The organism is Rhodococcus sp. 06-156-4, from assembly GCF_002259345.1.
In the GTDB taxonomy this organism is placed as follows: Bacteria; Actinomycetota; Actinomycetes; order Mycobacteriales; family Mycobacteriaceae; genus Rhodococcoides; species Rhodococcoides fascians_E.
The window spans coordinates 162,717-184,854 of sequence record NZ_NPGB01000011.1 but is presented as its reverse complement, the minus strand read 5'-3'; the positions used below and the strand labels follow the sequence as shown (position 1 = coordinate 184,854).

Genomic DNA, 22,138 nt, shown 5'->3' with positions numbered 1-22,138 from the left:
ATGACCACGGTGCACAGCTTTCCGCCGATAGTCGACCGTTCGTCGCACACGTTGATCCTCGGCTCCATGCCCGGAGTGGCGTCACTGAGAGCGGCGCAGTACTACGCGCATCCTCGTAACGCGTTCTGGCCGATCATGGGTGCGTTGTTCGGTGCGGGCCCGGAGAAGTCCTACGACGAGCGAACAGCGATTCTGCTCGCGCGTGGAATCGCGGTGTGGGATGTGGTGAAGCTATGCACGCGGCGCGGGAGCCTCGACTCCGCGATCGTCGATTCGACTGTCGTGACGAACGACTTCGACTCCCTGCTCGGCGAATTTCCTTCCATCCGGCGCATCGTCTTCAACGGAGCCAAGGCGGAGACGAGTTTCGTTCGTCACGTCGCCCCGTCCGTACGCGATGTCGCTGTACGTCGGCTTCCGTCGACCAGTCCCGCTCACGCCTCTCTGTCCTTCGACCGAAAGCTCGACGCGTGGCGAACGATCGCGCAGCCTCGGCCGGCGATATCTGGGTCCTACGGTCGAGACGAGGGCCACCAGGAGAACGACGACGAACACGATCGGGTAGACCGACGTAACCGGAATCCACGCCCATGACGGGACGCCGAGCATGAATGTGCCGATGACGGCAGTGCCGCTGGGCGCCGTCCAGTACCAGGCGACGAACGGGGCCACGACGAGGGCCGGCACCGCCCAGCTCCAGGACCGAGCGGATCTCGCGGCCCAGTCCAGTACCACCACGACCAACGGCACGCACCACACCCAGTGATGCCCCCACGAGAACGGGGACACCATGGGTGTTGTCAGGCCGCAGATCGTCAACGACAACAATCGAGCGCCTCGTCGCTCGGCCGCCACCGCGCACCACAGTCCGATCGCGCCGACGACGAGAACACAGCCTAGCCACAGCACCATCGGCGGGGACCCGTCGGACCAGAGTCGAGCGAGCACACCGTGCACCGACTGATTCGCCGGCGACGGTAGCCACCCGATCCGATCGGACTGGAAGATCGCGCTGGTCCAGAAGGTGCGTGCGTCGTCGAACAACAGAATCGATCCCGCGAGGACGGTGGCGACGAACGTCGCGACGGCCACCGCCGCAGTCCGGAACTGTTTGATGGCAAGCGCGTACACGACGAAGAATGCCGGCGTCAGTTTCAACCCCGCGGCGAGGCCGACGCCGATTCCTCGTAGGCGACTGCCGTCGGGACGGCCGAGGTCCCACAGCACGAGGATCAGCAGTAGAAGGTTGATCTGCCCGAGCCACAGCGTCATTCGAACTGGTTCGAGCCAGGTGAACGCAATCGCCGACCCCAGGGAGACGACATGAGTGGGCACTCCGCGATATCCGAGAATCCGCCAACTCGACAGCACCGCGAGATAGAGAAGCAGGATGTTGACGATGCCCACGACCGCCGTCGTGGCCGAGATCGGTAGCACGGCAAGCGCAACGAACACCACAGCAGCGAACGGCGGGTAGGTGAACGGGAGCGCTGTGTCGAACAGCGAGAACGAATACAGGCCCTCACCGGTCAGCAACGTCCCGCCGCCGTGCCGGTACACGATGGCGTCGACCCCGTTTCCGAACAGTCCGTACAAGCCGGCGAATCCCAACGTCCACGCGTGTGCGACGAGCGCGACGGCTGCGGCGACAACTGCACACGTGACCCATCGCCCGTCGTGTCGTCGAAACGTGTCTGTTCCCGGCATGAATCGGAGAATATTGCGAATCCGTGAAATGTCACGGACGACACGGGTGAACTTTGTCGTTTCGACGCTGGATCGTTAGCAGAGGTCACGCCGATCCATGCCACCATCGATTGATGCGGATGTGGCAGAAGTTACTGATGTTGCGTTCCGTCGTCGTGATCGCGCTCGCTGCGAGTGTCCTCGCGATCGCCGGTCCCGCGTACGCCGGTCCCGCCGAAGCCGCCCGTGTGGTCGATGTGCGCGCCGTGTCCGCAACTCACTCGGTAGTCGACGTGTACTCGCCGTCCATGGACAAGGTGATCTCGAACGACGTCCTGCGGCCTTCCCACGGCGGCACTCTTCCCACCCTGTATCTCCTGAACGGTGCACTCGGGAACGAGGACGGCGTGGGATGGCTCGGAAACTCTTCGGTAGCGGAGTTCTTCGCCGACAAGAACGTCACCGTCGTCATGCCGGTCGGTGGGAGGTTCAGCTTCTACACCGACTGGCAGAACCCCGACCCGGTGCTCGGAAACTACAAGTGGCAGACGTATCTCACCCGCGAACTGCCCCAGGCGATCGACGGCCACTTCGGCTCGACCGGGAAGAACGGCATCGCCGGCCTGTCCATGAGCGGAGGCCCCGCGCTCGATCTTGCCATTCAGGCACCGGACGTGTTCGATGCCGCGGCGTCGTTCAGCGGCTGCCCTGCACCCTCGAATCCGTTTGCGATGGCGGGAATCTCGACGATGATCGCGGGTGGCCTGAACAATCCGTTCAACATGTGGGGATTGCCCGGCAACCCTGCGTGGCGCGAACACGACCCGGCCGTGAACGTCGAAAGACTGCGCGGCACAGCGGTGTACGTCAGCGCATCGGAGGGGCAACCGGGGCCGGTGGACCGTATCCCTGTCGGCGCTTTCCCACCCGTCGGCGGAATCGTCGTCGAAGCGCTCGTCAACTACTGCACGTCACTGTTCGTCGACGCTCTGCACCGAACTGGAGTTCCGGCAACGATTTCCATGCGTGAGCGGGGCGCTCACACCTGGCCGCTCTTCGAAGACCAGCTACGCGAAGCCTGGACCACGACGATCGCGCCTGCCCTGGCCTGAGCGTCGGGCCCCCGAGTCAGGCCTTCCGTGGGAAGTGCCTGATCAGACCTTCCTGCACCACGGTCGCGAGAAGCAAGCCGTCCATCGAGAAGAACCTACCCGTGGCCAGGCCTCTGGACCCCGCCGCGACGGGAGACTCCGTCGCGTACAGCGCCCAGTCGTCGAACCGGAACGGTCGATGGAACCAGATGGAATGGTTCACCGTCGCCGCGACGATGCGGTCGAACCCCCAGGACAGACCGTGAGTGGTGATGATCGAGTCGAGCACCGTCGTGTCCGACGCGTATCCCATAGTGGCGGCGTGGAAAATCGGGTCGTCGGGAAGGTCGCCGTCGGCTTTCATCCACACGCGGTTGTGGTTGAGTTTCTCCCCGGTCCCCTGCAGAATCCACGCCGGATCGTTCGCGTAGCGCATGTCGATCGGTTTGAGGGCGTCGACGAACATCTGCAGCCTGTCCTCGTACCCGACGAAGTGGTCGCCGAGCGGCGGCAATGCGTCCGGGTACGGAACATCGGGCAGTTCGACACTGTGCTCGAGCCCGGTGCCGAAATCCTGGAACGCGGCGAGCATCACGAAGATCTCGTTGCCGTCCTGATAGGCCGTGACCTGCCTGTTCGCGAATGCTCGACCGTCGCGGTGTCGATCGACGTGATACTCGATCGGCTTCTTCACATCACCGCCGCGGATGAAGTGCGCGTTGATCGCGTGTACGTCGCGGGTCGTTCCCGTGACCGTTCGGCCCGCCGCGATGAGCGCTTGCGCCACCAGCTGACCACCGAACGTGCGACTCCCGACCTGGCGAGGATGCACTCCCCGAAATTTGTCCTCGCCGAACTCCTCGAGCTGAAGCAGCTCGAGGAGTGTGTCCAGGTCGGTCGTCACATCACGATCACTGCTGGGCGCAGTAGCTGCGCCGGTTCCCCCCGCGTCGGTCACTTACCGGTCCTCTTCCCCAATTCGATGCACGTGGATCAAGTTGGTCGAGCCTACTGTGCCGGGAGGCGCTCCGGCGACGATCACGACCTGATCGCCCCTGTTGTAGCGGCCGAGCTCCAGGAGTGCCTTGTCCACTTCGAGAACCATCGCGTCGGTGGTCGCGACCTCGGGGACCAGGAACGTCTCGGTTCCCCAGCTCAGCGCCAGCTGCGAGCGCACCTCGGGAATCGAGGTGAACGCCAGCAGTGGAAGCGACGTGTGCAGGCGCGCCAACCGTCGAACGGTGTCTCCGGACTGAGTGAACGCGACGAGCGCCTTGGCGTCGAGACGTTCGCCGATGTCCCGCGCAGCGTAGGAGATGACGCCTCGCTTGGTACGCGGAACGTGAGTCAAAGGAGGAACGGGATCGCCCTCGCTCTCGACCGTTTCGACGATGCGGGCCATGGTGCGGACGGTCTCCATCACGTACTTGCCGACGGAGGTCTCACCGGACAACATGACCGCGTCGGTGCCGTCGAGCACGGCGTTCGCGACGTCGGACGCCTCGGCCCTGGTAGGACGGGAGTTCTCGATCATCGACTCGAGCATCTGGGTGGCGACGATGACGGGCTTGGCGTTGGCGCGGGCGATCTGAATCGCGCGCTTCTGCACCAGGGGAACCTGCTCGAGAGGGAGCTCGACGCCGAGGTCGCCGCGGGCGACCATGACCGCGTCGAACGCGAGCACGATGGCTTCGAGGTTGTCCACGGCTTCGGGCTTCTCGAGCTTCGCGATGACCGGCACTCGGCGACCGACGCGATCCATGACCGCGTGCACGAGCTCGACGTCCGCGGGGGAACGAACGAACGACAGTGCGATGAAGTCGACTCCGAGCGACAAGGCGAACTCGAGATCGGCAATGTCCTTCTCGGACAACGCCGGAACGGACACGTCCATGCCGGGCAGGGACACACCCTTGTTGTTGCTGACCGGTCCGCCTTCGGTGACGCGGCACAGCACGTCGTTGCCTTCGACTCCGGTGACGACCAAGCCGACCTTGCCGTCGTCGACGAGGAGCCTGTCACCTTCCTTGGCGTCCTGCGCCAATTCCTTGTACGTGGTCGACACGCGATCGTGCGTGCCGTCGCACTCGTCGACGGTGATGCGTACCAATTCACCGGCGGCCCAGGTGGTCTTGCCTTCCGTGAACCGTCCGAGACGGATCTTGGGTCCCTGTAGGTCGGCAAGGATGCCGACGGCTTTGCCGGTGGCATTCGAGGCCGCACGGACCCACTCGTAGTTGGCCTGATGATCGGGGTGATCACCATGGCTGAAATTCAGTCGAGCGACATCCATTCCACTCTCGACGAGTTCGCGGATTCGCTCAGCGCTGGCGGTTGCAGGTCCAAGGGTGCAAACGATCTTCGTACGTCGGCTCACGACCACGAGCGTAGTCGGTGCCCCTCACCTTCTCTACGGCAGAGGTAACCGACGCAATACTACTGGCCGGTAGTAGTGAGTTGCCACAGGTGAACAGACCTGGATCGGTACAGACTACGACTTCACAACGGTGCTGATCACACCACTGCGAGAGGCAGAGCCGTCGGATGAACGGGCGACGGAAGGTCGGAGCGACCGGTCAGGAACGCGTCGACGCCATGCGCCGCGGACCGTCCCTCTGCAATGGCCCAGACCACCAAGGACGCGCCGCGATGAGCGTCGCCGCAGACGAACACGCCGGGAGCGGTGGTCTGCCAGTCGGGCCCACAGGAAAGCGAACCGCGACGAGTGAGCGACAGGCCGTAGTCGTCGAGAAGAGGACTGTGCTCGACACCGTCGAATCCGATCGCGAAGAGCGCGAGATCGCAGGGAAGCTCGACTTCCTCACCGATGGGGGTGATGATCCGTCGGCCGTCTGCGTCGCGCTGTACCTCGACCTCGGCGAGGACCATCGCTCGAACGCGGCCGTTCTCGTCGCCCAGAAAACGTTGGACGGCAACCTGATGCCGCACGACACCACCCTCGGCGTGGGCCGGTGAGGTGCGCAGAACGAGGGGCCACGACGGCCACGGCGACTTGGAGTCGTCCCGAGCATCCGGAAGCGCCTGGTTGTAATCCAGCTGCGTCACCGACGCGGCGCCCTGACGGTGCGCCGTGCCGAGACAGTCGGCTCCGGTGTCTCCGCCGCCGATGATGACGACGTGCTTGTCCTTGGCCGAGATGGACGTGGGGCCGTCGCCCTCGCATTCCTTGTTCGACGGCACCAAATGCTCCATGGCGAGGTGGATACCGCTCAGACCACGACCCTCGACCTCGGTGTTGTCCCGCGCCCGCAATGCACCGACAGCAAGAACCACAGCGTCGAACTTCGCCCGCAATTGTTCGACGGTGAAGTCGATTCCGACCTCGCAGTCGGTGACGAAATGGGTACCCTCCGCACGCATCTGCATGAGGCGCTGATCCAGAACCGACTTCTCCAATTTGAACTCGGGGATGCCGTACCGAAGCAGACCTCCGAGCCTGTCGTCCCGTTCGTACACGGTGACGTCGTGACCCGCGCGGGTCAGCTGCTGCGCGGCGGCGAGTCCGGCCGGGCCGGAGCCGACCACCGCGACGGTCTTACCCGTGCTGATCGTCGGCGGCTGCGGTACGACGCTGCCTTCGTCCCACGCAAGGTCCGCGATGGTCTGCTCGACGCGCTTGATCGTCACGCTTCCACCGGTCTCGCTCTCCGAGATCGAGAGCACGCACGCAGCTTCGCAGGGTGCAGGACACACACGGCCGGTGAACTCCGGGAAGTTGTTCGTCGCGTGCAGGCGATCGCTCGCAGCGTCCCAGCGGTCTCGACGCACCAGGTCGTTCCACTCCGGAATCAGGTTGCCGAGGGGGCAGCCCGCAGTTCCGGAGTGGCAGAACGGAATTCCACAATCCATGCACCGGCGTGCCTGATCGGAGACCTCGGCTGCTCGCTCGTCGGCAGGCTGGTGCGAGTAGACCTCTTTCCAGTCCTTGACCCGCTCACCGATCGGCCGCTTCGCTGCTTCCTGCTTGACGATGTTCAGAAATCCTCGTGGGTCAGCCACGTGCAGCCTCCATGATTGCTGAGTCGACGTCGCGCCCCTCGGCGCGCGCCATCGAGGTCGCCTCCAGCACACGCTGATAGTCGACGGGCATGATCTTGGTGAACAGAGCGGAACGGCGCGGCCAATCCGCGAGCAGCGACGACGCCACCGCGGATCCCGTCCACTTCCGGTGGTTCTCGACGGTGTCCCGCAGCCATGCGAGATCGTCGGGATCGGGCGTCTGCAGAGACACCATGGCCATGTTGACGTTGCTCTCGTCCAGCCCGAGGACGAAGGCGATACCTCCGGACATACCGGCGGCCATGTTGCGTCCGGTCGGTCCGAGGACAACGACACGGCCACCTGTCATGTACTCGAACGCGTGGTCGCCGACGCCTTCGTTGACCGCAGTCGCGCCGGAATTCCTGACCGCGAACCGCTCCCCCACCCGTCCGCGCAGGAAGACCTCACCCGCAGTGGCGCCGTAGAGAATGGTGTTGCCGGCGATGACGTTGTCCTCCGCGACGAAGGTGGCGTCGGATGACGGCCGGACGACGACGCGGCCGCCCGAAAGCCCCTTTCCGACATAGTCGTTGGCGTCACCGATCAGATCGAGGGTGATCCCGGTGGGGAGGAATGCACCGAGCGACTGACCTGCAGACCCTGTCAGTTCGACGCGCACCGTGTCGTCGGGAAGCCCCGCACCGCCGTACCGGCGCGTGACCTCCGCACCCAACAGAGTGCCGACGGTTCGGTTGACGTTGCGCACCGGCAGTTCCAGTTTCACGGGATGCGCATCCTCGAGTGCACCCTCGGCCAACTGGATCAGGGTTCGGTCGAGCGCGAGATCGAGTCCGTGGTCCTGACCGCGGAGGCGTCGACGCTGCGTCATCGGTGCGCCGTGCTGATCCTTCGGCATGGCGAAGATCGGCGTCAGGTCCAAGCCCTTGCTCTTCCAGTGCGCCACACCGGCGGCCGTCTCCAGAGCATCTGCGTGCCCGACGGCTTCGTCGATGCTGCGGAAACCGAGCTGCGCCAGATACTTGCGCACGTCCTCGGCCACGAACCGGAAGAAGTCCTCCAGGAACTCGGGCTTTCCGGTGAACCGTTTGCGTAGTTCCGGGTTCTGGGTCGCCACGCCCACCGGGCACGTGTCGAGATGACACACACGCATCATGATGCATCCCGACACGATGAGCGGAGCCGTCGAGAATCCGAACTCCTCGGCACCGAGCAGCGCCGCCACGATGACGTCCCTGCCGGTGCGGAGCCCACCGTCGCACTGCACCGTGATTCGGTCGCGGAGTCCGTTGAGTACCAGAGTCTGCTGAGCGTCGGCGAGACCGATCTCCCACGGAGCGCCCGCGTGCTTGAGCGACGTCAACGGCGCCGCACCCGTGCCGCCGTCGTAACCCGAGATCAGGACGACGTCGGCGTGCGCTTTGCTCACACCCGTTGCCACGGTGCCCACTCCGACCGAGCTGACGAGTTTGACGTGGACGCGTGCATTCTCGTTGGCGTTCTTGAGATCGTGGATCAGCTGCGCCAGGTCCTCGATGGAGTAGATGTCGTGATGCGGGGGCGGCGAGATGAGACCGACACCCGGCGTCGAGTGACGGGTCTTGGCGACCCACGGATACACCTTGTAGCCGGGCAGTTGACCACCCTCACCAGGTTTCGCGCCCTGCGCCATCTTGATCTGAATGTCGCTGGCATTGACCAGATAGTCGCTCGTGACCCCAAAGCGGCCGCTCGCCACCTGCTTGACCGCGCTGCGACGAGACTTGTCGTACAACCGATCCGTGTCCTCGCCGCCCTCACCGGAATTGGAGCGACCGCCGAGGTTGTTCATGGCGACGGCCATGGTCTCGTGCGCTTCGGCAGAGATCGACCCGTAGCTCATCGCACCGGTGTTGAACCTGGTGACGATCGACTCGGCCGACTCGACCTCGTCCAGCGGAACAGGGGCGCGCAGGCCTTCCTTGAACTCGAACAAACCGCGGAGCGCACCACCTTCCCGCGCCAGCCGGTCCACCTCGCTGCTGTACTTCTGGAACACGTCGTAACGCCCGGTGCGGGTCGCGTGCTGAAGCAGGAAGACGGTTTCCGGAGTGAACAGATGCAGCTCGCCCTCGCGACGGAACTGATATTCACCACCGATGTCGAGACGACGGTGGACCCGGTCGGTGGGGTTCTCCGGGTAGGCGCGACGATGCCGCAGCTTGACTTCCTCGGCGAGAACGTCCAGGCCGACACCGCCGAGGGTGCTGACCGTCCCCTTGAAGTACTCGCGGACGACCTCCTTGTCGAGACCGACGGCCTCGAAGACCTGCGCACCGGTGTAGGAGCCGACCGTGGAGATGCCCATCTTCGACATCACCTTGAGCACGCCCTTGCCCAGTCCGTACAGGTAGTTGCGGACCGCGACCGTGGACTCGACACCGGTGAGTTCACCCTCAGCGACGAGATCCTCGATGGACTCCATCGCCAGATACGGATTGACCGCCGCTGCACCGAAACCGATCAGCAGGGCGAGGTGGTGGACCTCGCGTGCGTCACCGGACTCGACGACGAGAGCGACCTTGGTGCGTTCCTTGGTGCGCACCAGGTGATGGTGGACTGCAGCCGTGGCCAACAGCGACGGAATCGGCGCGTACGTGTGGTCGGAGTCCCGATCGGAGATGATGAGCGTTCGGTATCCGGCGGCGATCGCATCACTGGCACGACGACGCAGATCCTCGAGGGCTTCGGCGAGCCCCTCGCCGCCGCGCTCGACCTCGTACAGTGCCCGCAGCACAGTGGCCGACAAGCCAGGGTGATCGCCGTCGAAGTTGATGTGAATGATCTTGTTCAGTTCGTCGTTGTCCAACACCGGCCACGGCAGAACGATCTGACGGCACGACGCAGCGGACGGTTCGAGCAAGTTCTGCTCCGGGCCCATCACTCGCGTCAGCGACGTGACGATCTCCTCGCGAATGGAATCGAGCGGCGGGTTGGTGACCTGGGCGAACAGTTCGATGAAGTAGTCGTACAGCTGCTTCGACCGCTGCGAGAGCACAGCGGGTGGCGTGTCGGTTCCCATCGATCCCAACGGCTCACCGCCCGACGCGGCCATCGGCGTCAGCACGACGCGCAGGTCTTCCTCGGTGTACCCGAACGCAACCTGCCGACGAACCACCGAGTCGTGGTTGTACTGGATGTGCGCACGATCGGGCAGGCTCTTGATCTCGAGCAGGCCTGCATGCAGCCATTCCTGATAGGGGTGCTCCGACGCGAGCTGCAGTTTGATCTCCTCGTCGGGAACGAGACGGCCTGCCTCCGTGTCGATCAGGAACATCTTGCCGGGCTCGAGCCGTCCCTTGGCCACCACCTCGGACTGCGGCACGTCCAGCACACCGGCCTCGCTGGCGAGAATGACCCGACCGTCCTCGGTCTGCCACCACCTGCCCGGACGAAGACCGTTCCGGTCCAGCACGGCCCCGACGTACGCACCATCGGTGAACGTGACGCAGGCGGGCCCGTCCCACGCCTCCATGACCGACGCATGGAACTGATAGAACGCCCGCACCGCCGGATCCATGGTGCTGTGGTTCTCCCACGGCTCGGGGACCATCATCATGACCACGTGCGGCACACTGCGCCCGCCGAGATGCAGAAGTTCGAGGACCTCGTCGAGAGACACCGAATCCGAACCGTCCGGATTGCAGATCGGGTACAGACGCTCCAGATCACCGGGAATGAGACTCGACGCCAGCATCGCCTCACGGGCGCGCATACGGTTTCGGTTGCCCTTGACGGTGTTGATCTCACCGTTGTGCGCGACGTACCGATGCGGGTGCGCCAGCGGCCACGACGGAAACGTGTTGGTGGAGAATCGACTGTGCACAATGGCAATTGCGCTCATGCACAACGGGTCACGAAGATCCGGGAAGAACAGCGGCAACTGCATCGTCGTCAGCATGCCCTTGTAGACCATCGTCCGCGAGGACAGCGACGGGAAGAACAGCCCGGTGCCGGCAGCTTCGATCTCCGGTGTCACCCGCTCGGCCCGCTTCCTCAAGCCGTAGACCAGACGATCCAGTTCAACGCCCGACGGCCTGACGCCGTTCACCTCGGGAGCCGTCACGAACAGATACGTCATGTGCGGCATACAGCCCAGTGCCGTCACACCGATATCGGCCTTGTCCGGATCGACCTCGACCTCGCTCCACCCGAGAACCGACAGACCCTCCTCGGCGGCAATCGCTTCGACCCGAGCCACGGCGGCAGCCCGCTCACGTACTCCTTGCGGCAGAAAGCACATACCGGCGGCAAACGTGTTCGCGCCGTCGGCGGCGGCGTCGGGCAACGGGAAGTCGGCGAGGGAGGCCAACAGTTCGACCGGAAGCTGAATCAGAATGCCTGCGCCGTCACCACTGTTCGGCTCGGCGCCCGCAGCACCCCGATGCTCCAGATTCTCCAGGGCGAGAACGCCGTCGGCGACGATGCTGTGAGAGCGGCGACCCGCGATGTCCGCGATCATCGCGACGCCGCAGGAATCCTTTTCGCGAGACGGGTCGTACAGCCCCTGCTCCGCCGGCAACTGTGAGAACAGCAAATCCGCCACCTCCCTCTCGGCCAGGGAGGCACCGCAGAGCGAACGGCACTCGAAACATCACGGCGCCGTCTCGTTCTCCTCGGCAACTCCGCTAGCGATCAGCTCCGACACGATTCTAGGCTCGTGGGAGCTCTTGTTTCACTGAACGGGTCTACCGGGACAACTCTGGCCCGCGAAGGAATTCGGCCGTCTCAGCACCGAATGACTGGAGCTTACCGTAGCTCTTGACAAACACCGAAACCACCAGGCCGGCTTACCTCCACCGGCAGGCAGCCACCAGCGAACGATGCCGGCGGATTCAGTCCCGCAGCGGGCGTCCGTTCTGATCGCGCACGTTCCCGGTGAGCATCATGATCCCGTCGATCAACGGCCAGATTCCGCCGATACCGCACGTCAACCACGTCACCGCAATCTGTGCAACGGCCATCCCTGGCTGATTCAGGTAGAACCGTCCGGCACCGAACGGACCGAGGAGTATTCCGAGCACCCCGCCGGTCACCTTCGACTTGTCGGACAACGGCTCGCCCGTCACCGGATGACGGCCGTAGGGAGCGACGGGATCCACACCGTACGGTCCCACGGCATACGCGGGTGGCACGGGATACCCGGGCGGCGGACCGTAGCCATCCGGAGCACCGTAGCCCGGTTGCGGACCGTAACCCTGTGGACCGAAACCCTGTGGAGCACCGAAACCCTGTGGAGCACCGAAACCCTGCTGGGGACCGTAGCCCTGGGATCCGCCATAACCCTGCTGCGGACCGTAACCCTGTCCGTCGTACGGGCCCGGTTGCGGATAGTTCGGATCCGGCGGGCCGTACACGGGGCCGCCCGGTGCGCCGAATGCAGTCGTCGGTGAATCCGCTCGGTACGGCGGGTAACCCTGAGAATCAGGGGCGTGAGCGGCCGTCGGATCACCGGCCGCGGACGCGCGCTTGCCCAGATCGACCGTCGGCTGCGGTGTGGTGTCCGGAGTGCTGGGCGGCGGGTAGCTGGGACTTTCACCCCAACCCGGACCGTTCCCGACCCCGGAGTGGACGTCCCAGCCTGGGCCGGACCCGGAACCGGAGCCGACGGCTCCCGTCACCGGGCCTGCCTCCGAGGTGGCAGGCGGCTCGGACAGCGACGCCTCGGCGGTTGCGTCGTAGTCGAACGACGAGGCGAACTCGGGCCGCGACTCGGTGCCGTCGGATGCGCTACCGGAACCGGATTCCTGATTCTTGTCGGACTCGCTCACCGGTCACTCCTTGTTCGAGGTGGACTGCGCATCGGTCCCCGGCGCCGCGTTGTCGCCGGACGGAACCTCGGCAGCATCGTCGCCGTCGGATGGTTCGTCCCCGGACCTGTCCTCGCCTTCGGACCTGTCGCCGGCCGCGAACCGGTCGTCGTCGAACCTGTCGTCGTCGGACCGGAGCGATGCCGGGTCCTCGCGGCCCTTGGTGGCGAGGACGAAGTACAGCACGGCGAGCACGAACACGATGGCCGACGTGAAGCTGTTGATGCGGATGCCTGCGATGTGGGTGGCGTAGTCGTCGCGCATGAGCTCGACCCAGAACCGACCTGCGCAGTACCCCGCAACATAGAGTGCGAACAGACGACCGTGGCCGATCGAGAACCTGCGGTCCACGACGACCAACAGCGCCACGACGGCGAGACTCCACAGCAGTTCGTACAGGAACGTCGGATGGACGATCTTCTCCACGACGCCCGTCGACACTCCGGTGAGTTGATCGATGCGGCCCGAGTCGTTCACGCGCTCGTAGATCTCGAGTCCCCACGGCACCGTCGTGTCACGGCCGTACAGTTCCTGGTTGAAATAGTTACCGATGCGGCCGATGGCCTGAGCCAGCAGAATCGGAGGACCCACGGCGTCGCCGAACGCGGGCAACGGAATTCCTCGTCGCCTGCACGCGATCCAGGCGCCGACACCACCGAGAAGCACCGCGCCCCAGATTCCGAGGCCGCCCTCCCACACCTTGAGTGCCCGCACGGGATCGCCACCTGGACCGAAGTACGTGCTCCAGTCGGTCGCCACGTGATAGAGCCGCCCGCCCAGCAGACCGAACGGGACCGCCCACACGGCGACGTCGAGAACCGTGCCCTTCGTGCCTCCACGAGCAACCCACCGGCGATCGCCCCACACGATGGCAACGACGATCCCGACGATGATGAACAGTGCGTACGCACGCAGAGCCAGAGGCCCGACGTACCAGACTCCCTGAGGAGGACTGGGAATGTACGCGAGTACTGCGGACGACGCGGAGCTGCCGGACATCACGACGCCACGTTAGCGGATCGGACGCCTTCGGCGAGTTCCGACGTGAGCTCGGCGACCGCATCCAGGCCGCGGTCCACGGCACTGACGAGCGCTGATCCGACGATGACCGCGTCGGCGAACTGCGCGATCTCGGCAGCTTGCGCACCCGACCGGACACCGAGGCCGACGCCCACCGGAATGTCCGAGTGGCGACGAATACGGGCCGTCAGTTCGGGCGCCGCCGAGGACACGGCATCGCGGGCGCCGGTGACACCCATCGTCGACGCGGCGTAGACGAACCCGCGGCTCGCCGCGACCGTGCTGGCGATACGCTCCTCCGTCGACGACGGCGCGACGAGGAAGATGCGGTCGAGGTCATGTCTGTCCGACGCTTCGATCCACTCCCCTGCCTCGTCGGGGATGAGATCGGGCGTGATGATGCCGAGCCCTCCTGCGGCCGCGAGATCACGAGCGAACGCGTCGATCCCGTAGCGCATGACCAAGTTCCAGTACGTCATCACCACGGCCTTGCCACCCGCCGCGGAAACCTTTTCCACGACGGTGAACACGTCGCGAACCCGTGCACCCGCTCGCAGGGCGGTGTCGGCCGCGGCCTGGATCGTCGGTCCGTCCATGACCGGATCCGAATACGGAATCCCGACCTCGACGATGTCGCAACCGGCCGAGACCATGGTCTGGAACACCTCGATCGACTCGGGCACCGTCGGGAATCCTGCAGGCAGATACCCGACGAGAGCAGCGCGATTCTCCGAGCGGCACTGTGCGAACGTGTCCGCGAGCCTCGAACGTCGTTCGGTCATGCTTTCTCGCCCTTCTCGCCGTCTACTTCTGCATCACCGTCACCGTCGACCAGGCCGAACCACTCCGCCGCGGTGTCGACGTCCTTGTCGCCGCGACCGGATAGGTTGACCAGGACGATGGCACCCTCACCGAGTTCCTTGCCCAGCTTCAACGCTCCGGCCACCGCGTGTGCGGACTCGATGGCAGGGATGATTCCTTCGGTACGACTCAGCAGCCGGAACGCGTTCATCGCCTCGGTGTCGGTGATGCCGCGGTACTCGGCACGGCCGATGTCGTTGAGGTACGAGTGCTCCGGACCGACACCCGGATAGTCCAGCCCGGCCGAGATGGAGTGCGATTCGATGGTCTGCCCGTCCTCGTCCTGCAGCAGGTACGAGTAGGTGCCGTGCAACGTACCGGGCGAACCACCACTGATCGTCGCGGCGTGCCTGCCTGTCTCCACGCCATCGCCCGCTGCTTCGAATCCGATCAGACGCACCGACGGATCGTCGATGAAGGCATGGAAGATTCCGATGGCGTTCGATCCGCCACCGACGCAGGCGGCGATGGCGTCGGGCAACCGCCCGGTGGACGCTTGAACCTGCTGCCGCGCTTCGAGTCCGATGATGCGCTGGAAATCGCGCACCATAGCCGGGAAGGGATGCGGCCCGGCGACGGTGCCGAAGCAGTAGTACGTGTTGTCCGCGTGGGCAACCCAATCCCGCAGCGCCTCGTTGATCGCATCCTTCAGGGTTCGCGAACCGGATTTCACCGCGACAACCGAGGATCCGAGCAACCGCATGCGGGCGACGTTCAGAGCCTGACGCTCGGTGTCGACCTCACCCATGTACACGACGCAGTCGAGACCGAGCAGAGCGCACGCGGTTGCTGTGGCGACACCGTGTTGTCCCGCACCGGTTTCCGCGATGACCCGCGTCTTACCCATACGCTTGGCCAGAAGAACCTGACCGAGCACATTGTTGATCTTGTGAGATCCGGTGTGGTTGAGGTCTTCTCGCTTGAGGAGAATGCGCGCACCGCCTGCGTGCTCGGACAGACGGGTCGCCTCGAACACAGGGGACGGCCGTCCGGTGTAATCACGCTGGAGTCGATCGAGCTCGCCGAGGAACTCGTTGTCCGAGCGAACCTTGTCGTACTCGGCGGTGACCTCTTCGATGACGCCCATGAGCGCCTCGGGCACGAACCGGCCACCGTAGACGCCGAAGTGCCCACCTACGTCGGGATCGTGTTGGCTACGGTCGGTCAACCCCAGACTGCTCTGAGGAAGATCGCCGCCCTTGAAACCGGGGTTCGTCTGCGCGCTGCTCACCCGAACAGTCTGCCCCAGCGGCCGCCGGCGGCGACCATCGGGGCAGGATCGATCGGACGGTGGACTTGCCTGTCAGCGAGCGGGGCGAGGGCAGGACGGGTGTGTGCCCGCAGTGACGAGATCCGACACGGCCGTGCGTGGATCACCGCTGGTGACCAAACCTTCTCCGACCAGTACGGCGTCCGCTCCTGCACCTGCGTAGGCCAGGAGATCTGCGGTTCCGCGTACACCGGACTCGGCAATGCGGATGACCTCGCTGGGCAGCCCGGGGGCGATGCGACCGAAGCTGTCACGATCGATTTCCAGCGTCTTCAGGTTGCGGGCGTTGATTCCGATCACCCGGGCACCCGCTTCGAGCGCCCTGTCGGCCTCGGCTTCGGTGTGAACCTCGACGAGCGCGGTCATTCCGAGCGACTCCGTGCGATCGAGCAACGACACGAGCGCGTCCTGCTCCAGCGCCGCGACGATCAGCAGAATCACGTCGGCGCCGTGCGCCCGCGCCTCGTGAATCTGGTACGGACCGACGATGAAGTCCTTGCGCAACACCGGAATACTCACGGCCTTGCGTACGGCGTCCAAGTCTGCGAGCGAGCCGTGGAACCGGCGTTCCTCCGTGAGCACACTGATGATGCGTGCACCGCCCTGCTCGTACGCCTGGGCGAGTGTGGCGGGATCACCGATCTCGGCGAGCGCGCCCTTCGACGGACTTGCCCGCTTGACCTCGGCGATGACACCGATTCCGTCCTCGTGCAGCGCTGCCGTCGCGTTCAGCGGTGCGGGTGCTTTTGCCGCTGCCGCCTTCACGGTCGCGAAGTCGACAACCGACTCCCGGGCAGCGACATCGGCTCGCACACCGTCCAGAATCGAATCGAGAACAGTCATGGTGACCCGAGTCCTTTCCCATCGATGACCTGATGTGAGAAAACTCATTTCAGGCCTGTCCTAGCGTAGTCGGCAGCTTCAGTCTTCTTTTCTCCGGGTGCCCGACGGGTCGGTGGGGTCCTCACCGGCGTCGAGTGCGTCCCACAGCATTCGTTCCGTCAAGTCTTCCCCCTCGTCGTTCGAAGCGGCCCGGTCCGTGGCCGACGATGCTGCCGCTGATGCTCGCCGTGCCACTTCCTCACGACGCGCAGCGGGTGCGTCGTACTTCGAAGACAGTACCTTCCGTGCGGTCGGTTTCCTAAGCAGCATGACGGCGGCGAGCGCCGCGCACAGTGCGCCCACCAGTGCGACGACCGCGGGCAACGTGAACGCCTCCGCGCCGACCACGTCCGCGCGCCCGGGAAGCTCGGCCAGATCCGCAGCCCTCGCCTCCGACACGTCCGAGACCAGAGCCTGCACTGCAGGAATCCCTGCCCCGACCGCCACGAGCCCCACGAGAACCGCGAGAACGCGAGAAGCCCACCCCCGCACCGCGAACGACGCGGCAACCGCCGCCACCAACGCCAGCGCCAACGGAGTCGATGCCGCTGCCCACGTGCTTCCGAGGAGATCCGTCGCGCGGTCCTCGCCGAGCCCGTCGGACGAGATCACGTGAACCCACGTCATCCGCGAACTCCCCCACAGACAGAGCGCCCCGACGAGCATCGCGACGACGGGGATCGCCGCAGCTCTCGATCTCGCCGGTCGCCCGGTGCCCGACGCCGGAGCTGCGGTCACTTCTCTTTCCCTCCCGCCGCATCGTTGCCGACGGCTCGGAGGGATTCGGCCGCGGCAACGGCGCCCAGAACCGCCATCGCCTTGTTCCGTGCCTCGGTGTCCTCGTACTCCGCGACCGAGTCGGCGACCACACCCGCTCCGGCCTGTACATAGGCCGTGCCGTCTTTCATCAGAGCCGTGCGAATCGCGATCGCAGTGTCGGCGTCACCGGAAAAGTCCAGGTATCCGACGATCCCGCCGTACACACCACGCCGCGTCGGTTCGAGTTCGTCGATCAACTCCATCGCGCGCACCTTCGGCGCACCGGACAGCGTTCCTGCCGGGAAGCACGCCTTGACTGCATCGAGTGCCTGCTTGTCTTCGGCCAGATGTCCCGAGACGACGGACACCAAATGCATGACGTGGCTGTATCGCTCGATGTGGCGATAGTCGTGCACCCGCACGGTGCCCGGCGTGCACACGCGCCCCAAGTCGTTGCGACCGAGATCGACCAGCATCAGGTGCTCGGCGTTCTCCTTCTCGTCCGCCAGGAGGTCCTTCTCGAGGAGGATGTCCTCCTCCTCGGACTCGCCTCGCCACCTCGTACCGGCGATCGGGTGAGTCGTGGCGACACCGTCGACGACGGTCACGAGAGCTTCGGGGCTGGATCCGACGATCGAGAACGCGGTCTCGCCGTCCTCGCCCGGCACGTGCAGCAGGTACATGTACGGGCTGGGATTCGACGCTCGAAGCATGCGATACACGTCGAGCGGCGTGGCGTCGGTGTCCATTTCGAATCGCTGCGACAGCACCACCTGGAAGGCTTCGCCCGCCTCGATTTCCTTCACGAGCCTGTCGACGTCCCGTCCGAATCCTTCGGACGTGCGCTGACGGCGGTAGTCCGGCTTGGGTCGGCTCACCGTCGACACGGTCGAGGGTGCGGGCGCCGCGAGATCCGCGCACATTCGGTCCAGTCTGCGAACTGCGTCGTCGTACGCCTCGTCGACACGATCGTCCGTGCCGTCCCAGTTCACCGCGTTGGCGATGAGAGTGATCGCGCCTTCGTGGTGATCGACGGCCGCGAGATCGGTCGCCAGCAGCATCACCATCTCCGGCACCTGCAGGTCGTCCTGAGCGTGCTCCGGCAGCTTCTCGATACGCCGAACAGCGTCGTACCCCATGTAGCCGACCATGCCGCCCGTCAACGGCGGCAGATCGGGAAGCCGTTCCGAGCGCAGTAGTTCGAGCGTCCTTCCCAGAACGTCCAGCGGGTTGCCGCCGGTCGGGACGCCCGCGGGGACGTTGCCGCGCCACACCGCCTCACCGTCGGCCGTCGTCAACGCTGCAGGTGTTCCTGCACCGATGAACGACCACCGTGACCAGGACCGGCCGTTCTCGGCGGACTCGAACAGAAACGTGCCCGGCCGGTCGCCACCGAGCTTGCGGTAGGCGGACAGTGGGGTCTCCGAGTCCGCGAGAACCTTGCGCACCACCGGCACCACTCGGTGCTCGGCTGCGAGCGCCCGAAAGACCTCGCGACTGGTTGTCGATTCCGCATCCGGATCGGAGTGGACGCCGGGCAGGGTGGTGGTCTCGCCATGCATGCGTCCATCCTCCCAGGTGCCCGACAGAAGGTGTGGTGCGCGGTGGTCTTCGAACTTACCGAGCGGTAGCGTCGCAGGAATGAAACCAGGAGATCGTGTAGAGAACTTCACGTTGCCGGACCAGAGCGGAACCCCGCAATCGCTCGACACGCTGCTGCAGAACGGGCCCGTGGTGCTGTTCTTCTACCCCGGCGCACTCACACCGGGCTGCACCGTCGAAGCCTGCCACTTCCGCGACCTCGCCGCCGAGTTCGCCGAGGCCGGTGCCACTCGCGTGGGAATCAGCACCGATGCAGTTTCCAAGCAGGCCGAGTTCGCCGACGTGAAGTCCTTCGACTATCCGCTGCTGTCGGACGAGTCCGGCGCCGTCGCCACACAGTTCGGAGTGCGACGCGGCCTGCTCGGCAAGCTGTCCCCGGTCAAGCGGGCAACGTTCGTCATCGACACGGACCGGACCGTTCTCGACGTCTTCACCAGCGAATTCAGGTTCGAGGCGCACGCCGACCACGCGCTGGAGTTCGTTCGGAACCGCTCGAAGGCATAGCCACCGCACGGGGCGATAACGTGAACCTTCAATCGAGTGAAACACTGTGTTGACTACAACCAACTGTTCGCTCGAAAGAAGGGTTGCCCCGCGATGGCCGAGTCGGTAGACCACTCCGAACCACGCTGGCTCACCGACAGCCAACAAGAGGCCTGGCGCTCCGTAGTCGCGATCATCACCCGACTCCCCGCGGCTCTGGACACGCAGCTCCAGCGCGACTCCTCGCTGACACACTTCGACTACTTCGTGTTGTCCGTGCTGTCCGAGGACCCGAACCGGCGAATCCAGCTGCGCGACCTCGCCAAATTCGCCAACGCATCGTTGTCGAGGTTGTCCCACGTGGTGACCAAGCTCGAGAAGATCGGCTGGGTACGCCGCGAGAGCATCGAAGGCTCACGTGGCAGCTACGCCGTCCTCACGGACGCAGGAATGGACAAAGTCGTCCAATCGGCACCAGGCCACGTCGCCACCGTCCAAGCCCTGCTGTTCGAAGGACTCGACGACGACCAGGTCACCGCACTCGCCCGACTCAGCTCCACCATCCTCACCCAACTCGACAAGGGCATTGCCGAAGGCACAGGCAAAGCCTGACTGCACTAGCTCAACAGCACGTCGGCATCGAAGCAGGTGTGGTCACCGGTGTGACAGGCGCCGCCTTCTTGATCGACGACGAGGAGAACGGTGTCTCCGTCGCAGTCGAGTCGAACCTCGTGGACGTACTGGGTGTGGCCGGACGTCTCGCCCTTCACCCAGTACTCCTGCCGCGAACGCGAATAGTAGGTTCCCTTGCGCGTTTCCAGCGTCCGAGCCAGGGCTTCGTCGTCCATCCAGGCGACCATCAGAACGTCACCGGACGACTTCTCCTGAGCTACGGCGCTGACGAGACCCGCCTCGTTGCGTTTGAGGCGTGCCGCGATAGCGGGGTCGAGACTCATGACAACCGTTATACCTCTCGAATCGACAGCGACACCCTCGGTACGACCGAGGGGCGCATCACCTGACGACGATGCCGTCGCTGCGCATTGCGTCCTTGACCTGGGAGATCGTGAGATCCCCGAAGTGGAAGACGCTGGCCGCGAGGACTGCGTCCGCGCCTGCCCTCACCGCCGGCGGGAAATGCTCGACCAGTCCTGCTCCGCCGCTGGCGATCACCGGCACGTGCACGGCTCGACGAACCTCTGCGATCATCGGCAGATCGAAACCCGCCTTGGTTCCGTCCGCGTCCATCGAGTTCAGCAGAATTTCGCCGACACCCAGTTCGGCACCACGAACCGCCCACTCGACAGCATCGATGCCCGTGCCGCGCTTTCCACCGTGCGTCGTCACTTCCCAACTCGACGGTGTGTCCTGCCCGCCGGTCGGCACGGTCCTCGCGTCCACCGACAGCACGATGCACTGTGATCCGAACCGTTCGCTCAGTTCGCGGAGAAGCTCCGGGCGCGCGATGGCGGCGGTGTTCACGCTCACCTTGTCCGCGCCTGCACGCAGCAGCCTGTCGACGTCCGCGACGGTGCGCACTCCCCCGCCGACGGTCAGCGGAATGAACACCTGCTCAGCAGTTCGGCTGACGACGTCGAGCATCGTTGCGCGGTCCGAAGTGGACGCGGTGACGTCCAGGAACGTCAATTCGTCGGCACCTTGGGCGTCGTAGGCCGCCGCGAGTTCCACGGGATCGCCTGCGTCCCGCAGGTTCTCGAAGTTCACGCCTTTCACGACGCGGCCTGCGTCGACATCGAGGCACGGGATGACACGTACGGCGACGCTCATCGCACTCGTCCTTCCAGGAAATCGGCGGGATCACCGAGGTCGGTGATGACCTTCAGCAGTTCGTCGTGTGCTCCGGGAGAGGCAGCGAGCACCGACGTCGAATCGACGGTCCACGGCTCACCCGCCAGGTCGGTGACCACGCCGCCTGCTGCCTGCACCAGCAGCGCGCCCGCCGCGTTGTCCCACGCACGGTGACCGAACACGACGCATCCGCCGAGCACTCCGCTCGCCGTGTAGGCGAGGTCGACGCCGGTGGCACCGTGCATACGCAAGCGGGAGGACACCTTCGACAGCTCTTCGAGGATTCGCACCCGGTACAGGCCTGGCGTGCGGCCTCGGCTGGCGATGTTGAACGCACCGAACCCGATCATCGAATCCGACAGTGCGCGACTGCCCAGTCTCGGCAATTCCTCACCGTTCAGGTGCACCTGCCCACCGGCTGCCGCCGTGAACCGGTGCCCGACGAGCGGGAGCCAGGTCAACCCGAGCACCGGCACGCCGTCGTGCAGCAACGCCAACAACGTTCCGGCCGAGGGCAATCCGGCCGAGTAGTTGAACGTCCCGTCGATGGGGTCGAGGACCCACACCGTGCCCGTACTCAGATCCGGCCCGCCGAACTCCTCACCGTGAACCGCAATCCCGGTGTGCTCGAACAGTTCTGCGGACAACCGCTTCTCCAGTTCGAGATCGACCGCGGTCGCGAAGTCGTCCGGCCCCTTCTGCACCGCGCTCGGAGCACCGACGCCCGCGACGAAGCGGTCGTGGGTGCCGTCGAGCAAACGACCGGCGATCTCCAGCAACCGTTGCGGGTCCTCGGGCAGGCTCAT

18 protein-coding genes and 1 pseudogene are annotated in these 22,138 nt (G+C 65.1%); 4 read left to right on the top strand and 15 right to left on the bottom strand.

Annotation, left to right across the window (positions count from 1 at the left end):
• Positions 1-594 (top strand): DNA-deoxyinosine glycosylase, encoded by a 594-nt coding sequence (locus CH290_RS30510; protein ID WP_080733928.1) that lies wholly within the window; start codon positions 1-3, stop codon positions 592-594.
• A 198-nt stretch (positions 595-792) separates the two neighbouring features.
• Here CH290_RS30510 and CH290_RS06710 read toward each other — a convergent pair.
• A pseudogene (locus CH290_RS06710) lies at positions 793-1,707 on the bottom strand (glycosyltransferase 87 family protein); the annotation flags it as partial.
• Between the two features lie 119 nt (positions 1,708-1,826).
• Here CH290_RS06710 and CH290_RS06705 point away from each other — a divergent pair.
• The gene (locus CH290_RS06705; RefSeq protein ID WP_371828575.1) at positions 1,827-2,798 is read left to right on the top strand and encodes an alpha/beta hydrolase; all 972 of its coding nucleotides are present in this window, start codon (positions 1,827-1,829) and stop codon (positions 2,796-2,798) included.
• Positions 2,799-2,814: 16 nt separating this feature from the next.
• Here the strand turns inward: CH290_RS06705 and CH290_RS06700 are convergent, their stop codons facing one another.
• The 11 genes from CH290_RS06700 to CH290_RS06650 all read right to left on the bottom strand — a co-directional run bounded on the left by CH290_RS06700 (position 2,815) and on the right by CH290_RS06650 (position 19,000).
• Positions 2,815-3,735, bottom strand: coding sequence for an acyl-CoA thioesterase (locus tag CH290_RS06700; protein ID WP_019665849.1), 921 nt, complete (start codon positions 3,733-3,735; stop codon positions 2,815-2,817).
• On the bottom strand, positions 3,736-5,154 hold the full coding sequence (gene pyk / locus CH290_RS06695) for a pyruvate kinase (protein ID WP_027498862.1): 1,419 nt from the start codon (positions 5,152-5,154) through the stop codon (positions 3,736-3,738).
• 137 nt (positions 5,155-5,291) lie between these two features.
• On the bottom strand, positions 5,292-6,797 hold the full coding sequence (locus CH290_RS06690) for a glutamate synthase subunit beta (RefSeq protein ID WP_019665851.1): 1,506 nt from the start codon (positions 6,795-6,797) through the stop codon (positions 5,292-5,294).
• The gene (gene gltB, locus CH290_RS06685; RefSeq protein ID WP_026347901.1) at positions 6,790-11,373 is read right to left on the bottom strand and encodes a glutamate synthase large subunit; all 4,584 of its coding nucleotides are present in this window, start codon (positions 11,371-11,373) and stop codon (positions 6,790-6,792) included. The genes CH290_RS06690 and gltB overlap by 8 nt, the downstream gene beginning before the upstream one ends.
• Before the next feature lie 298 nt (positions 11,374-11,671).
• Positions 11,672-12,607 (bottom strand): TM2 domain-containing protein, encoded by a 936-nt coding sequence (locus CH290_RS06680; protein ID WP_019665853.1) that lies wholly within the window; start codon positions 12,605-12,607, stop codon positions 11,672-11,674.
• Positions 12,608-12,610: 3 nt separating this feature from the next.
• The gene (gene lgt / locus CH290_RS06675; RefSeq protein ID WP_019665854.1) at positions 12,611-13,645 is read right to left on the bottom strand and encodes a prolipoprotein diacylglyceryl transferase; all 1,035 of its coding nucleotides are present in this window, start codon (positions 13,643-13,645) and stop codon (positions 12,611-12,613) included.
• Complete coding sequence (gene trpA, locus CH290_RS06670; RefSeq protein ID WP_020112017.1) at positions 13,645-14,448, bottom strand: tryptophan synthase subunit alpha; 804 nt, start codon at positions 14,446-14,448, stop codon at positions 13,645-13,647. Before trpA ends, lgt begins: the two co-directional genes overlap by 1 nt.
• Positions 14,445-15,758 (bottom strand): tryptophan synthase subunit beta, encoded by a 1,314-nt coding sequence (gene trpB / locus CH290_RS06665; protein ID WP_019665856.1) that lies wholly within the window; start codon positions 15,756-15,758, stop codon positions 14,445-14,447. The genes trpA and trpB overlap by 4 nt, the downstream gene beginning before the upstream one ends.
• Before the next feature lie 72 nt (positions 15,759-15,830).
• Positions 15,831-16,640, bottom strand: a complete 810-nt coding sequence (gene trpC, locus CH290_RS06660) for an indole-3-glycerol phosphate synthase TrpC (protein WP_020112015.1) — start codon at positions 16,638-16,640, stop codon at positions 15,831-15,833.
• 78 nt (positions 16,641-16,718) lie between these two features.
• The gene (locus CH290_RS06655) at positions 16,719-17,417 is read right to left on the bottom strand and encodes a TIGR02234 family membrane protein (RefSeq protein ID WP_019665858.1); all 699 of its coding nucleotides are present in this window, start codon (positions 17,415-17,417) and stop codon (positions 16,719-16,721) included.
• On the bottom strand, positions 17,414-19,000 hold the full coding sequence (locus CH290_RS06650; protein WP_033188590.1) for an anthranilate synthase component I: 1,587 nt from the start codon (positions 18,998-19,000) through the stop codon (positions 17,414-17,416). Before CH290_RS06650 ends, CH290_RS06655 begins: the two co-directional genes overlap by 4 nt.
• A gap of 79 nt (positions 19,001-19,079) precedes the next feature.
• Between CH290_RS06650 and CH290_RS06645 the strand changes: the two genes are divergently transcribed.
• Both CH290_RS06645 and CH290_RS06640 read left to right on the top strand, forming a co-directional pair.
• Positions 19,080-19,544: a peroxiredoxin gene (locus CH290_RS06645; protein WP_033188589.1), complete on the top strand. Its 465-nt coding sequence runs from the start codon at positions 19,080-19,082 to the stop codon at positions 19,542-19,544.
• A gap of 93 nt (positions 19,545-19,637) precedes the next feature.
• Positions 19,638-20,135 (top strand): MarR family winged helix-turn-helix transcriptional regulator, encoded by a 498-nt coding sequence (locus CH290_RS06640; RefSeq protein WP_033188588.1) that lies wholly within the window; start codon positions 19,638-19,640, stop codon positions 20,133-20,135.
• A gap of 5 nt (positions 20,136-20,140) precedes the next feature.
• On the opposite strand, the gene hisI is transcribed toward CH290_RS06640, so the two are convergent.
• The 3 genes from hisI to CH290_RS06625 are packed head-to-tail and all read right to left on the bottom strand — an operon-like array spanning position 20,141 to position 22,138.
• Positions 20,141-20,479, bottom strand: a complete 339-nt coding sequence (hisI, locus tag CH290_RS06635; RefSeq protein ID WP_019665862.1) for a phosphoribosyl-AMP cyclohydrolase — start codon at positions 20,477-20,479, stop codon at positions 20,141-20,143.
• Positions 20,480-20,537: 58 nt separating this feature from the next.
• Positions 20,538-21,311, bottom strand: a complete 774-nt coding sequence (hisF, locus tag CH290_RS06630; RefSeq protein ID WP_020112012.1) for an imidazole glycerol phosphate synthase subunit HisF — start codon at positions 21,309-21,311, stop codon at positions 20,538-20,540.
• Complete coding sequence (locus tag CH290_RS06625) at positions 21,308-22,138, bottom strand: inositol monophosphatase family protein (protein WP_033188587.1); 831 nt, start codon at positions 22,136-22,138, stop codon at positions 21,308-21,310. The genes hisF and CH290_RS06625 overlap by 4 nt, the downstream gene beginning before the upstream one ends.

Bases quoted from the DNA above. Each gene is read 5' to 3' on its own strand.
- CH290_RS30510 (WP_080733928.1), top strand. From the start codon at position 1: ATGACCACGGTGCACAGCTTTCCGCCGATAGTCGACCGTTCGTCGCAC.
- CH290_RS06705 (WP_371828575.1), top strand. From the start codon at position 1,827: ATGTGGCAGAAGTTACTGATGTTGCGTTCCGTCGTCGTGATCGCGCTC.
- lgt (WP_019665854.1), bottom strand. From the start codon at position 13,645: ATGTCCGGCAGCTCCGCGTCGTCCGCAGTACTCGCGTACATTCCCAGT.
- trpA (WP_020112017.1), bottom strand. From the start codon at position 14,448: ATGACCGAACGACGTTCGAGGCTCGCGGACACGTTCGCACAGTGCCGC.
- trpC (WP_020112015.1), bottom strand. From the start codon at position 16,640: ATGACTGTTCTCGATTCGATTCTGGACGGTGTGCGAGCCGATGTCGCT.
- CH290_RS06650 (WP_033188590.1), bottom strand. From the start codon at position 19,000: ATGCATGGCGAGACCACCACCCTGCCCGGCGTCCACTCCGATCCGGAT.
- CH290_RS06645 (WP_033188589.1), top strand. From the start codon at position 19,080: ATGAAACCAGGAGATCGTGTAGAGAACTTCACGTTGCCGGACCAGAGC.
- CH290_RS06640 (WP_033188588.1), top strand. From the start codon at position 19,638: ATGGCCGAGTCGGTAGACCACTCCGAACCACGCTGGCTCACCGACAGC.
- hisI (WP_019665862.1), bottom strand. From the start codon at position 20,479: ATGAGTCTCGACCCCGCTATCGCGGCACGCCTCAAACGCAACGAGGCG.
- hisF (WP_020112012.1), bottom strand. From the start codon at position 21,311: ATGAGCGTCGCCGTACGTGTCATCCCGTGCCTCGATGTCGACGCAGGC.
- CH290_RS06625 (WP_033188587.1), bottom strand. From the start codon at position 22,138: ATGAGCCTGCCCGAGGACCCGCAACGGTTGCTGGAGATCGCCGGTCGT.